This window comes from Vibrio sp. CJQ_6 (assembly GCF_043106745.1).
GTDB lineage: Bacteria > Pseudomonadota > Gammaproteobacteria > Enterobacterales > Vibrionaceae > Vibrio > Vibrio furnissii.
On sequence record NZ_JBICMV010000035.1, the window covers coordinates 474,434 to 487,593 of the forward strand.

Below are 13,160 nucleotides of genomic sequence, written 5' to 3' on the forward strand. Positions count from 1 at the left end.
CGAAAGAACTCATGGCTATGAAAAACCATCAGAGACGCAGTGTACCACGCTTACTCACTCCCGTTGCATTAGCAATTACCCTAGCCGCCTGTACCTCGACGCCGACATCGCCACTTTTGGTGGATATTACCGGTGAACCGAGCCTGCCTGCACAGACGTACCTGATGCAAGCAGACAGCAGTCAAGGCAGCCTGCAAAATGACTGGTTAATCATGGCTCTCAAAGCCGCGATTGCTGAAAACAATACCGAGCAAGCGGACTTGCTGATTCGCCGCTTGGCGAAACAAAAGCTGAGTGAAAGTCAGCAGGCGGAATGGCAACTGGCGCGTGCCCAGTTGTTGGTCAATGCAGAAAAATACCAAGATGCCCTTGGCCTGCTCAACTTTAAGCCCAACTGGAAACTGCCGACGCTGCAATGGCAGGAATACCACCAGATGCGCGCCGATATTTTTACCGCGCTCGACCGCTCATTTGATTCCAGTCGCGAATTGGTCGCCCTGTATGATCTGGCCGACAGCGATCAACAAGAAGCGTTAGCCGACCAAATCTGGGCCAACCTCAATCACTACTCGGGATATGCGATCACCAAGCTGTCCGCCGAACGTAACGAGGCGACTCTAGACGGTTGGCTGCAATTGGCGGTGTACGTCAAAACCATGGGGAGCGACCTGCCTCAGCTCAAAAACACGCTGGAAAAATGGCTTGCTGAAAACCCGGATCATCCCGCGGCAATCTACACGCCCAAAGCGATTCAAGACATCCTTGCTCTGGAAATCGTCAAACCGAAGAATACGGCCCTGCTGCTGCCACTGACTGGCAAGTTCTCAAGCCCAGCGCAAAAGATTCGTGACGGTTTTATCATGGCGATGATGAACGATGACGATCGCGATCCTGAAGCAACATTAACCATCATCGACACCAACGCAGAAACGTTGGAATCGGTCGACGCCACATTGACAGCGAAGCACATCGATTTCGTGGTGGGTCCACTGATTAAAGGCAACATTGAAAAACTGCAACAGTTCCAGCAAGCACGGGGTCAATCAATTCCGACGCTGGCGCTGAACATTCCCGATCAAGTGATTGATGGCTCCGACACCTGCTACTTGGCTCTCTCTCCAGAACAAGAAGTTGCGCAAGCGGCTAAACATCTCTTTACGCAAGGCTACCGTTACCCGTTGGTTCTGGCTCCGCAAGGCAGCTATGGCGAACGTGTGGTGGAAGCATTTGATGAAGAGTGGCACAAATTCAGCAAGAACAAAGTCGCTGTGAACCAATACGGCGATCGTCGTCAGCTGCAACGCAACATCAACAGCGTCTTCGGCTTGCAAGATAGCCAACAGAATATTGCCCAGATGGAAGCGCTGACCGGACTGAAAATGGAAAGCCAGCCACGCAGCCGTCGTGACATCGATGCGGTATACATCGTGGCCAACAGCGCTGACCTCACGCTGATCAAGCCGTTTATCGAAGTCGCCATCAACCCAGATACCCAACCACCGAAACTGTTTTCTAACTCCGCCAGCAACAGTGGTGGCCGCCAGTATGAAGATTTAACGGGCGTGACTTACAGTGACATTCCGTTGTTAATTCACCCAACGCCAGCCATTTCGGAACAGATGGAAAAACTGTGGCCGAAATCCAGCAACGCGGAACGCCGCCTGCAAGCGATGGGGATGGATGCGTACAACCTGATGGTCGAACTGCCACAGATGAAAGTCGTCGAAGGGTATACCATTGATGGTCAAACCGGCGTGCTGGGCATTGACGAACAATGTGTGGTGCAACGTGAAATCAGTTGGGCGGAGCATGGGGCTCTTTAATCGCCGCCAAACTGGACAACACTACGAAGCCACAGCGGCGGATTATTTGCGCCGCCATGGCTTGTCACTGATTGCCCAAAACTTCCAGATTCGCGGTGGCGAGCTGGATTTAATCATGCGAGAAAAACAGACTTTGGTGTTTGTCGAAGTGAAGTATCGTCAGAACCAACGTCACGGCCATGCTGCTGAAATGGTCACCAGACAGAAGCAAGCACGCTTGATCAAAGCGGCAAATTGGTGGATGCTCAAGCAAGGCCTGAGTGCCGACACGACCGATTTTCGTTTCGATGTGGTGGCGATCCATGATGAAGGCCGCCAGATTGACTGGATAAAAAACGCAATCACTGAAGGATAATCGATGCTCGATAGCATTAAAGATAGTTTTACCGAAAGCATTCAAATTCAGATCGCCGCAGCCGAAGCGTTGCCAGATGCGATTATGCACGGGGCCCAAGCCATGGTGGCCAGCCTGCTGAACGGCAGCAAAATTCTCTGTTGTGGCAACGGCGGATCGGCCTCGAATGCGCAACAGTTCACCTCCTGTTTAGTGAACCGTTTTGAAACTGAACGCCCGAGCCTGCCTGCACTCGCACTGACCGCCGATAACACCACATTGACAGCGGTGGCTAACGACTATCACTATCAGGAAATTTTCTCCAAGCAAGTGCGTGCCTTTGGTCAGCCGGGTGACATTCTGCTGGCCATCTCCACCAGTGGTAACAGCAAGAACATCATCAAAGCGATGGAGGCTGCGGTAACACGCGACATGACCATCATTGCCTTGACCGGCAAAGATGGCGGCGAAATGGCCGGCCTGCTGGGTGAAAACGATGTTGAAATTCGCATTCCGTCTCAGCGCACCGCGCGGATTCAAGAAGTTCACATGGTGACCTTGCACTGCCTGTGCGATTTGATCGATCAGGTTCTGTTTCCCGCTCATGAAGAGTAATTGATGAAGACTTTACGCCTTTTTGCCGTTGTTGCGATGCTGATGACTTTGTCTGGGTGTGCCGGGCTGTTTATCGCAGGCGCTGCGACCACCGTGAACATCGCCACCGACCCACGAACCACGCAAGAGATCTGGCGCGATAGCAACTTGCAACTGGAAATTACCGGCCTGAGTAATAAAGCGCCGTATCAAAACCAAATGCGAATTACCGCCAATTCGTATCGCGGCACCGTAATTTTGATTGGTCAGTCACGCACTGCTGAATTGCTCGAGCAGTTTATTGCGCAAGTCCAGCAAATCAAGGGCGTGAAAGAACTGCACAACCAAGTCAATATCAAAGCCCCACTTTCCCTCGGCGAAGTCAGCAACGACAGTTGGATCACCACCAAAGTGAAATCTGCACTGCTCGCCAAATCAGAACTCAACGGGGTGAAAGTTTCGGTGATCACCGAAGATCGAGAAGTGTACTTACTGGGGTATGTCTCTCGTGAACACGCCAACATTGCGACCGAGGTTGCCCGTAATATTTCCGGCGTCAAACAAGTGATTCGCGCCTTCCAATACGCGGACTAAGTTCAATAAGCCACATATAAAAAAGCAGCGCTGAAGCGCTGCTTTTTATTGAAACTTACGGGCTTATTTTACCACTCGTAAACTTGGTTTACCTTTTGGACGAGGGGCATCTTCCGGTTCAGAATCCTCAACAGTTGGCAGTTCGGACGTCACTTCGCTCAATCCGCTTTCTGTGGTCTCTTCATCATCCTCTTCGAAAATACCGACTTCATGTTCATCCATATAAGCCGCTTCAGGCTCAAACATCGTCCCAGCACCGTTTTCACGCGCGTAGATCGCTTGAACGGCATACATCGGCACCACAACCAGATGTGGGCGACCACCAAAGCGCGCGTTAAACGTCACTTCGTCATTGCCCAATTCCAGATTGCCAACCGCACGTGGAGCGACGTTCAGAATGATTTGACCATCCTGCACATATTCCATTGGCACTCGAACACCCTGCATTGTGGCGTCGACAACCAAATGTGGCGTCAGGTCATTGTCCAACAGCCAATCATAAAATGCGCGTAGCATAAATGGTCGGCGTGGCGTCATGTGATCAATATCCATCAAACAACCATTAACGAACGAGACGCATCTCACGCTCAGCTTCAGTCAAAGAAGCCAGGAATGAATCACGTTCAAAGACGCGGTTCATGTAGATTTTTAGTTCTTTAGAACCCGGGCCGATCAGTTCGATACCCAGAACAGGCAAACGCCACAATAGCGGAGCCAAGTAACAATCGATCAGGCTGAATTCTTCACTCATGAAGTATTCGTATTCCGCGAATACCGGAGCCAACGTCAGCAAATCGTTACGCAGTTTCGTACGAGCAGATTCTGCTTCATCGGCAGAACCGTTGATGATTTTGTTCGCTAGTGAGTACCAGTTTCTTTCGATACGGTAGATCATCAGACGGCTGTTACCACGGGCAACAGGATACACTGGCATCAATGGTGGATGGGGAAAACGCTCATCAAGGTATTCCATGATGATTTTAGAGTCATAAAGCGCAAGCTCACGGTCAACCAGCGTTGGTACCGTCTTGTATGGGTTCAGCTCGATGAGATCCGCAGGTAGGTTATCTTCATCAACCAGCTCAACTTCAACACTGACACCCTTTTCGGCCAGCACAATACGAACCTGATGGCTATACATATCAGACGCACTTGAAAATAGAGTCATCACAGAACGTTTATTGGCAGCTACAGCCATGGAGCCCTCCAGCACACACTTACAGATATAAAAAACAATGGAGGCTAAGCCTCCATTGATGATTCGATAAATCGAGAATTAGCGCGATATGATAGCACAATTAGTGCACATCACGCCAATACTCTTTCTTGAGCGCGACGACCACGATGGTAAGCAGTACAAGGAAGGCCATCACCCACCAGCCCATGCTTTGACGTTCGAGTTTTACCGGCTCACCGGAATACTCGAGGAAGTTGACCAGATCACGCACCGCTTGATCGTATTCACCGGTACTCAACTCGCCATTACCACGAGACTTCGTAGAGACAACGGTTTTCACTTCTTCGCCATTCACCAGGTGCGTTCCAAACACGGGATCAGGAGTGCCTTGCAGCTCTTCAAGCACATGAGGCATACCAACACTTGGGAACACGATGTTGTTCACACCAAACGGGCGGCTTGGGTCAGCATAGAATGAACGGAGATATGTATATAACCAGTCCACACCACGCACGCGAGCAACCAACGTCAGATCCGGTGGTGGCGCGCCAAACCATTTCGCCGCAGATTTGTCCGGAATGGCATTCTCCATCAACTGACCAATCTTGGTTTGCGGATCGAAAATCAAGTTCTCTTTCATCAGATCCGCGGGAATGCCAAGATCCGTCGCGACACGCTCATAACGCTGATATTGCGTCGAGTGACAGCCAAAACAGTAGTTCATGAACAGCTGGGCGCCACGTTGCAACGACGCAGTATCGGTCAGGTCATTGCCCGCTTTGTCCAGATGGACGTTTCCGCCCGCAGCCATCGCCAATGAAGGCAACATGGCAAACAAAATTACAATCCATTTTTTCATTTGAATGTCACCCTCTTTGGTAGTGGCTTGGTTGCTTCGTTTTTGCTGTAGAAGAACAGCAAGACGAAGAACATGAAGTAACCCAAACTAAAGATTCGAGCCAGTAAGGTATATGTTGGTGTGGCTGGAAGCGCCCCCAGAATACCTAAGGCAATGAAACAAATGGTAAATTGAATGATGTTCACCAGGTGCAGTTTACTGCGGTAACGGTACGAACGGACTTTACAGCGATCCAACCATGGCAGCAAAAACAGCACAACAATCGACGCTCCCATCGCGATAACACCGACCAACTTGTCCGGAACTGCACGCAAAATGGCGTAGAACGGCGTGAAGTACCACACTGGCGCAATGTGCTCAGGTGTTTTCAGTGGGTTCGCGGCTTCAAAGTTAGGCGGCTCAAGGAAGTAGCCTCCCATCTCTGGGTTAAAGAACAGTACATAACAGAATAAGAACAAGAAGCCAGCAACACCCACGAGATCCTTCACAGTCCCGTAAGGGTGGAAAGGAATCGAATCGATGATGTCGTATTTCTTCGTGTAGTACTCATGGAACTTGAACTGACTTTGGTAATCGTCGCCCATCTCACCTTTTGGCAGTTTGGTTTCGATCCCATCCGGGTTGTTCGATCCCACTTCGTGCAGCGCAAGAATGTGCAGTACGATCAGCAGCAGCAGCACGATAGGTAACGCAATCACGTGCAGCGCAAAGAAGCGGTTCAGCGTAGCACCTGAAATGACGTAGTCACCTCGAATCCATAGCGTCAGATCATCCCCGATCACCGGAATCGCACCGAATAGCGAAATGATAACCTGAGCACCCCAGTAAGACATCTGTCCCCAAGGTAGTAGGTACCCCATAAAGGCTTCAGCCATCAGCGCCAAGAAGATCAACATGCCGAAGATCCACAGCAACTCACGCGGCTTCTGATATGAACCGTAAATCAGACCACGGAACATGTGCAGATAAACCACCACAAAGAATGCCGATGCGCCCGTGGAGTGCATATAACGCAACAACCAACCGTAATCGACATCACGCATGATGTATTCCACTGAAGCAAACGCACCATCACCAGATGGCACATAGTTCATCGTCAGCCAAATCCCGGTGAGGATCTGGTTCACCAAGACCAACATTGCCAAGGAACCGAAAAGGTACCAAAAGTTAAAGTTCTTCGGCATTGGGTATTCAGATAGGTGTTTCTTGTACGCATTCATTGCGGGCAGGCGTTTTTCCACCCAATCAAGTAGAGCTTGCATTATGCCTCCCCGGTTTCGTCAAGGCCGATAACAATTCTGGTATCGCTCAGGTACATGTATTTCGGAATCACCAAGTTGAGTGGTGCGGGTACCCCTTGGAATACACGACCAGCCATGTCGAACTTCGAACCATGACATGGACAGAAGAAGCCTGATTTCACCCCTTGAACTTGTTCGTTAAAGGAGTCAGGCAAATAGGTTGGTGAACACCCTAAGTGAGTACAAATCCCCACCGCAATAAAGTATTCAGGCTTTATTGAACGATAGGTATTTTGAGCGTAGTTCGGTTGTTGTTCTTCACTAGAGTTCGGGTCGCGAAGTTGGTTGTCGTGCTCTTTTAAAGCATCCACAACAGACTGAGCACGACGGACAACCCAGACAGGTTTACCTCGCCACTCCACACGAACCATCTGCCCTTCTTCGAGTTTACTGATGTCAACTTCGACAGGGGCACCGGCCGCTTTCGCTTTCGCACTTGGGTTCCACGATTTGATAAAAGGTACGGCAACCGCAGCCGCTCCTAAACCACCCACAACAGCTGTTGTAGCGGTTAAGAAACGTCTGCGACCGTTGTTCAAAGGCGCATTGCTCATCCAGACATTCTCCCATTTGCTCCTTGTGGATTCCTGTTATTCCGCTTAAAGAGCATGGCTAACAAAATACGGGTTTTCGTTGTATTTATTTGATATGAAATGATAAATAAAACCCTACTTTTTGACAAGATAAAGCTACCTTTTCATAACATTCGTGAAGCAATTCGCACGCGAGGTCACAAAAGGGACATTATTGAAAGAAAGGGAGATGAAGCGACTTGTGAGAAAGGACTTTCTTTTGGAGAAGCGCACAAAAACTTTTGTGCAGAAAAACAAAAAGCCCGGCAAATGCCGAGCTTTTGAACCACATTCCAGTAACACTGGAAAGCGAGATTCTTTTCGTAAAGAAAAGATTAACGCTTAGAGAACTGTGGACGACGACGTGCTTTACGTAGACCAACTTTCTTACGTTCAACGCGACGAGCGTCACGAGTAACGTAGCCAGCTGCACGTAGAACAGGACGTAGAGATTCATCGTATTCCATAAGAGCGCGAGTGATACCGTGACGGATAGCACCTGCTTGACCAGAAATACCACCACCTTTAACAGTGATGTATAGGTCTAGTTTCTCAACCATCTCAACTAGCTCTAGAGGTTGTTTAACAACCATGCGAGAAGTTGGACGACCGAAGTACTCATCAAGGCTACGCTTGTTGATTACGATGTTGCCGCTGCCTGGTTTGATAAAAACACGTGCAGCTGAGCTTTTGCGACGGCCAGTGCCGTAGTATTGATTCTCTGCCATTTCCGAAATCCCCGATTAGATGTCTAGTACTTTAGGTTGTTGAGCAGTATGGTTGTGCTCAGCGCCTGCGTAAACTTTCAGCTTACGGTACATAGCACGGCCTAGAGGGCCTTTTGGAAGCATACCTTTAACCGCTAGCTCAAGTACCATCTCAGGCTTACGCTCAATCAGCTTCTCGAAGCTGAAAGATTTCAGGCCACCTGGGAATTCAGTGTGACGGTGGTACATTTTGTCTTTAGCTTTGTTACCAGTTACAGCAACTTTCTCCGCGTTTACAACGATGATGTAATCACCAGTGTCAACGTGTGGAGTGTATTCAGCTTTGTGTTTGCCACGTAGGCGAGATGCAATTTCACTTGCTAGACGGCCAAGAGTTTTACCTTCAGCGTCTACAACGTACCAGTCGCGTTTTACAGTTTCTGGTTTAGCAACGAAAGTTTTCATGCTAATAATAACCCGTTTAATCAAATTTACACTTAAAGGAGCATACGCTCCCACTGTCTAAGAGCCCAGTCATCACCCCTTCGAGTGGGTGGCACTCTCGGCCTTAAAAAAGACCTGCAGTAACGGTGGGTCGCAGGATTATAGAGAAGAGCGCGGAAAAAATCACCTCTTTTTGCATAAATTCACAAATTTTTTCGCCCGTGATTGATGACAAAAATTTTGTGGTTACACCAGATGCTCTTTGGCGAGATAATCGCGGCTCTGCATTTCAATCAGCCTTGACTGACAACGTCTAAACTCAAATTCCAACTGACCGTGGGTATAAAGCGATTCCAGTGCTACTTCTGCGGAAATAATCAGTTTCACGTGTCGCTCATAAAATTCATCGACTAATGCTATAAAACGACGCGCTGCGTCATCTAAGGTGCGATCCATTTGTTTCACATCCGCCAAGAGCACGGTGTGGTACAAACGCGACATTTCGATATAGTCATTTTGACTGCGCGCAGTTTGACACAACTGAGCAAATGACGCGTGCAGCACGCCATCACTGGCTTCAATCACACTGAGCTTGCGACGATTCACCTCGATTTCATTGACGTTCGGTTTCTCATGCCCCACCAACTGACTGTAGTACTGACTCAAATTCGCCCGCGCCTGCTCATCAAGTGGATAATGGTAAATTTCCGCTTGCTCAAGCGTGCGTAATCGGTAGTCGACACCACTATCGACATTCAGAATATGGCAGTTGGCTTCAATTAAGGCGATAGCCGGTAGAAAACGCGCCCGTTGCAACCCGTTGCGATAGAGGTCGTGCGGTGGAATGTTTGATGTCGCCACCAACACCACGCCACGACGGAACAAGGCTTGAAACAACGTGCCCAAAATCATCGCATCGGTAATATCAGACACAAAAAATTCATCGAAACAGATGATCACCGCTTCGCGGCTGAACTTGTCGGCCACCACCTCAAGCGGATCACTGGTTTCGCCCAATAATCTGAGTTCATCGTGCACGCGATACATAAAACGGTGAAAATGGACCCGCATCTTACGTTCCGTGGGCAGTGCGTCATAAAAGGTATCCATGAGATACGTTTTGCCACGCCCCACGCCGCCCCAAAAATACAGTCCTTTGGGCGGGATAGGACGCTCCACCTTTTTCCCGAGTAATTTTTGCCAGCGAGAAGGTCGTACCACTGGTGTGTCGAGGAATTCGATCAGTTGATGATACAGCGTATCCAACCCATCGACGGCTCGCGCCTGAGCGTCATCTCTTTGAAAATCCGATCGTTTTAAATCTTGTTCGTATCGTTGCTTCGGTGTCATGAGTGTCTACTGCAAAAATGAAGGGCAAAAAACTGACGTTGAAAGCACATGCTTTTTGCTTTATCCGCCAACAGTCTCATAGTAACATGTCCCTTGAACATGTGTAACCAACCAGTGAAAAACATGTTAAATAACAACAATAAGGAGCAGTTATGCCTTGGATTTACGCCATTGTGGGCTTGCTAGTGGGGATTGTTGCAGGGATCGTTATTGCTCGCCTGACCACCCCGCAGTACAAGACGCAAAAGTCCCTACAAAAAGACTTGGACAGCGCCAAATTTGAAATTGAACAGCATCGCCAAGAGCTGGCTGATCATTTCGCTCAGGCGGCTGAAATGCTGGATACGCTCGGTAAGGATTACACCAAACTTTACCAACACATGGCCAAAACCTCGTCTGAGCTATTACCGAATTTGCCAGAGCAAGATAATCCGTTTGTGAAGAAAATTGCTCAGCACAAAGAAAATGAAGCCGCAGGCAACGCAGACGAATCGTTCGAACAACCACCGAAAGACTACGCGCTGGGTGCAACGGGTCTGCTGAAAACAGAAGAGAAAGCGATCATTCACTCTTCCGAAGTGGTCAACGCGAAAGCGAGTTAATTTAATCCACGGTTGAATCATCGACCACTGAACTTTGCAAAGGTTTTTGAGTCATAACTCTCACTGAGTCTGTTGAAATTTATATTTTGTAACAAATATATCTGTAACCAGGCGTTAATCTATGAGGAGTTTTATGATGAAAAAACCTTTGCTTGTCTTAACCGCTCTGTCTCTAAGCTTAAGTTCCATCATCACCCCCTTGCCGGCCTCTGCCGCGCTACCTCTCTCCGTGAGTGGAGAGCAAGTTCCGAGTTTGGCACCCATGCTGGAAAAGGTCACCCCGGCCGTGGTCAGCATTGCGGTTGAAGGTACTCAAGTCTCTCGTCAACGTATTCCCGATCAATTCCGGTTCTTCTTTGGCCCGGATTTTCCAACGGAGCAACTGCAAGAACGTCCGTTCCGTGGCTTGGGCTCAGGCGTTGTGATTAATGCTAAAAAAGGCTACGTCGTGACCAACTATCACGTCATCAACGGCGCGGAAAAAATCCGAGTTCAGTTGCATGATGGTCGTGAATACGATGCAGAACTGGTTGGCGGCGACCAAATGTCCGACATCGCCCTGCTCAAACTAGAAAAGGCGAAAAACCTCACGGAAATTAAGATTGCAGATTCGGATCAACTGCGCGTCGGCGATTTTGCCGTGGCGATCGGTAACCCATTTGGCCTTGGCCAAACCGTCACTTCCGGGATCGTTTCTGCGCTCGGTCGCAGCGGCCTGAATATCGAAAACTTCGAGAACTTCATTCAAACGGATGCGGCCATCAACAGCGGTAACTCCGGTGGTGCCTTAGTGAATCTCAACGGCGAACTCATCGGGATCAACACCGCCATTCTGGGCCCCAATGGCGGCAACGTCGGTATCGGTTTTGCGATCCCATCCAACATGATGAAAAACCTCGCCGATCAGATTCTAGAATTCGGTGAAGTGAAACGCGGCATGCTTGGTGTTCAAGGGGGCGAAATTACTTCTGAGCTGGCGGACGCATTGGGTTATGAATCCAGCAAAGGCGCATTTGTCAGTCAGGTCCTCCCTGACAGCGCCGCAGATAAAGCCGGGCTCAAAGCTGGCGATATCATCATCTCTGTTAACGGTAAGAAAGTTGAAACCTTTGCCGAATTACGCGCCAAAGTGGCCACATTGGGCGCGGGCAAAACCGTGACACTGGGTGTGATTCGCGACGGAAAAGAGAAGAACTACGAAGTGACTTTGGGCGAGCAAAGTAACAACAAGACCAAGGCCGATAAACTGCACCAAGGTCTGAGCGGGGCTGAACTGAGTAACACCACCGCCAACGATGTGATTCAAGGCGTGAAGGTTACCAGCGTAGCGAAAGACTCTCCCGCAGAAGGTTATCAACTGCAAAAAGACGACATCATTATTGGCGTGAACCGTAAACGCGTGAAAAACATCGCCGATTTACGCGCCATTTTGGAGAAAAGTCCGAACGTGCTGGCGTTGAATATTCAACGAGGTGATCGCACCATTTATCTGGTTGTGCGATAAACACGAGACTCGTCGCTTGAGAAAAGGGCAGCATTGTTACGCTGCCCTTTTGTTATTCGGTAAGGTAATGCTATTCTTCGAACTCGTTACAGATTCGTATCATCCTAATTTATCGATGCGTAACGTTCATTCGTCGGTTCGTTGAGTAAGTGGTTGGAAACTATATGCTGAAATTTCTGGTTCGTTCAGTCGGACTTGGGCTGGTCACGGCAGCGGTCGTGATTGCGGCCGTGCCATCGTTGCGCAGCCATGTGATGCCCGAAAAAAGCGCGCAACCAGCCAATTTCGCCTCTCTTCAGATCTCATTTAATGAGGCCGTCCGCCGCGCAGCACCTGCGGTGGTAAACATCTATAGCCGCAAATATTCAGAAAGTGATAAAACCAAACTGTCGACGCAGGGGTTGGGCTCTGGCGTAATCGTCAGTGAAAAAGGCTACATCATTACCAACTATCACGTGGTCGCGCAGGCCGATCAAATCATCGTGGCGTTACAAGATGGGCGCGTTGCCGCTGCGCAATTGGTGGGCAAAGATCGCCGTACCGACATCGCAGTGCTGCGCGTGGAAGGGACAAACCTGCCCATCATTCCACAAAACCCGAACTATCAAGCCAAAGTCGGTGATGTTGTGCTTGCGATCGGGAACCCATATAACCTCGGTCAAACCACTACTTTTGGTATCATTTCCGCAACCGGCCGCTCATCAATCAGTGCCGATGGTCGCCAAGCGTTTATTCAAACCGATGCAGCCATCAACGAAGGGAACTCCGGCGGGGCACTGGTGAATACGCAAGGGGAATTGGTGGGCATTAATACCGCCTCATTTCAACAAGCAACGGAAATGGAAACCTATGGAATTTCCTTTGCGATCCCGTTCACTTTGGCCAGTAAAATCATGGATAAAATCATCGCCGATGGCCGTGTGATTCGCGGGTACATTGGCGTCGATGGCCAAGACATCAACGCAGTCACCTCACGCCTGCTTGGCAGTGAACACATTGGTGGCATTGTGGTGTTGGGTATCGACCCGAATGGGCCGGCATCACGTGCGGGCTTCCAAGCGCGAGACATTATCCTGAAAATTGATGGACAGAAGATCAACGGCCGTCAAAGCGTGATGGATACGGTCACGGATCTGCGCCCTGGAACCGTGGTGAACTTCACGCTGCTGCGTAAAGGCGAAGAGATCACGTTACCCGTGACCATTGCGGAAGATTCGCGCGAGTAGTCGGTTCGCTTCACAACCAACAGCCCCGTAACCACGCATGACTCTCAATCCCAATTGAAGACACGGTTCTAAT

The 13,160-nt window shown here is 49.5% G+C and carries 16 protein-coding genes; 8 read left to right on the forward strand and 8 right to left on the reverse strand.

Annotated elements, in window-relative coordinates:
* The first annotated feature begins 17 nt into the window (after nucleotides 1–17).
* From ACF8PK_RS20110 to ACF8PK_RS20125, 4 genes are read left to right on the forward strand one after another with little or no spacing between them, the layout of a single operon-like run.
* A complete protein-coding gene (locus tag ACF8PK_RS20110; protein ID WP_041942712.1) occupies nucleotides 18–1,823 on the forward strand; it encodes a penicillin-binding protein activator in 1,806 nt (601 codons plus the stop codon).
* Nucleotides 1,810–2,178: a YraN family protein gene (locus ACF8PK_RS20115; RefSeq protein WP_158141112.1), complete on the forward strand. Its 369-nt coding sequence runs from the start codon at nucleotides 1,810–1,812 to the stop codon at nucleotides 2,176–2,178. Before ACF8PK_RS20110 ends, ACF8PK_RS20115 begins: the two co-directional genes overlap by 14 nt.
* A 3-nt stretch (nucleotides 2,179–2,181) precedes the next feature.
* Nucleotides 2,182–2,772 carry a phosphoheptose isomerase gene (locus tag ACF8PK_RS20120; protein ID WP_004723786.1) on the forward strand — a complete coding sequence of 197 codons (591 nt, stop codon included), beginning with the start codon at nucleotides 2,182–2,184 and terminating at the stop codon, nucleotides 2,770–2,772.
* A 3-nt stretch (nucleotides 2,773–2,775) separates the two neighbouring features.
* Nucleotides 2,776–3,345, forward strand: a complete 570-nt coding sequence (locus ACF8PK_RS20125; protein ID WP_004723788.1) for a BON domain-containing protein — start codon at nucleotides 2,776–2,778, stop codon at nucleotides 3,343–3,345.
* Nucleotides 3,346–3,408: 63 nt separating this feature from the next.
* Here ACF8PK_RS20125 and sspB read toward each other — a convergent pair whose 3' ends face one another.
* From sspB to petA, 5 genes are all read right to left on the reverse strand, one after another.
* Nucleotides 3,409–3,897 carry a ClpXP protease specificity-enhancing factor gene (gene sspB, locus ACF8PK_RS20130; protein WP_004723790.1) on the reverse strand — a complete coding sequence of 163 codons (489 nt, stop codon included), beginning with the start codon at nucleotides 3,895–3,897 and terminating at the stop codon, nucleotides 3,409–3,411.
* Nucleotides 3,898–3,907: 10 nt separating this feature from the next.
* Nucleotides 3,908–4,543, reverse strand: coding sequence for a stringent starvation protein SspA (sspA, locus tag ACF8PK_RS20135; protein WP_004723793.1), 636 nt, complete (start codon nucleotides 4,541–4,543; stop codon nucleotides 3,908–3,910).
* Nucleotides 4,544–4,643: 100 nt separating this feature from the next.
* On the reverse strand, nucleotides 4,644–5,381 hold the full coding sequence (locus tag ACF8PK_RS20140) for a cytochrome c1 (RefSeq protein ID WP_004723794.1): 738 nt from the start codon (nucleotides 5,379–5,381) through the stop codon (nucleotides 4,644–4,646).
* Entirely contained in the window at nucleotides 5,378–6,643 is a 1,266-nt protein-coding gene (locus ACF8PK_RS20145) for a cytochrome bc complex cytochrome b subunit (protein ID WP_004723797.1), read from the reverse strand. Before ACF8PK_RS20145 ends, ACF8PK_RS20140 begins: the two co-directional genes overlap by 4 nt.
* Nucleotides 6,643–7,236, reverse strand: a complete 594-nt coding sequence (petA, locus tag ACF8PK_RS20150; protein ID WP_004723800.1) for a ubiquinol-cytochrome c reductase iron-sulfur subunit — start codon at nucleotides 7,234–7,236, stop codon at nucleotides 6,643–6,645. Before petA ends, ACF8PK_RS20145 begins: the two co-directional genes overlap by 1 nt.
* 99 nt (nucleotides 7,237–7,335) lie before the next feature.
* Between petA and ACF8PK_RS20155 the strand changes: the two genes are divergently transcribed.
* Entirely contained in the window at nucleotides 7,336–7,539 is a 204-nt protein-coding gene (locus tag ACF8PK_RS20155) for a hypothetical protein (protein WP_038150568.1), read from the forward strand.
* Between the two features lie 50 nt (nucleotides 7,540–7,589).
* On the opposite strand, the gene rpsI is transcribed toward ACF8PK_RS20155, so the two are convergent.
* From rpsI to zapE, 3 genes are all read right to left on the reverse strand, one after another.
* Nucleotides 7,590–7,982: a 30S ribosomal protein S9 gene (gene rpsI, locus ACF8PK_RS20160; protein WP_004723802.1), complete on the reverse strand. Its 393-nt coding sequence runs from the start codon at nucleotides 7,980–7,982 to the stop codon at nucleotides 7,590–7,592.
* A gap of 15 nt (nucleotides 7,983–7,997) precedes the next feature.
* Nucleotides 7,998–8,426, reverse strand: a complete 429-nt coding sequence (gene rplM, locus ACF8PK_RS20165; RefSeq protein ID WP_014205760.1) for a 50S ribosomal protein L13 — start codon at nucleotides 8,424–8,426, stop codon at nucleotides 7,998–8,000.
* 225 nt (nucleotides 8,427–8,651) lie between these two features.
* Complete coding sequence (zapE, locus tag ACF8PK_RS20170) at nucleotides 8,652–9,755, reverse strand: cell division protein ZapE (protein ID WP_392443279.1); 1,104 nt, start codon at nucleotides 9,753–9,755, stop codon at nucleotides 8,652–8,654.
* A 152-nt stretch (nucleotides 9,756–9,907) separates the two neighbouring features.
* Here zapE and zapG point away from each other — a divergent pair, with 152 nt between their 5' ends.
* The 3 genes from zapG (at nucleotide 9,908) to degS (ending at nucleotide 13,087) form a co-directional block, all read left to right on the forward strand.
* Nucleotides 9,908–10,357 carry a Z-ring associated protein ZapG gene (gene zapG / locus ACF8PK_RS20175; protein WP_004723891.1) on the forward strand — a complete coding sequence of 150 codons (450 nt, stop codon included), beginning with the start codon at nucleotides 9,908–9,910 and terminating at the stop codon, nucleotides 10,355–10,357.
* Nucleotides 10,358–10,493: 136 nt separating this feature from the next.
* Complete coding sequence (locus ACF8PK_RS20180) at nucleotides 10,494–11,861, forward strand: DegQ family serine endoprotease (RefSeq protein WP_154181324.1); 1,368 nt, start codon at nucleotides 10,494–10,496, stop codon at nucleotides 11,859–11,861.
* A gap of 164 nt (nucleotides 11,862–12,025) precedes the next feature.
* A complete protein-coding gene (gene degS / locus ACF8PK_RS20185) occupies nucleotides 12,026–13,087 on the forward strand; it encodes an outer membrane-stress sensor serine endopeptidase DegS (RefSeq protein ID WP_004723888.1) in 1,062 nt (353 codons plus the stop codon).
* Nucleotides 13,088–13,160 lie beyond the last annotated feature (73 nt).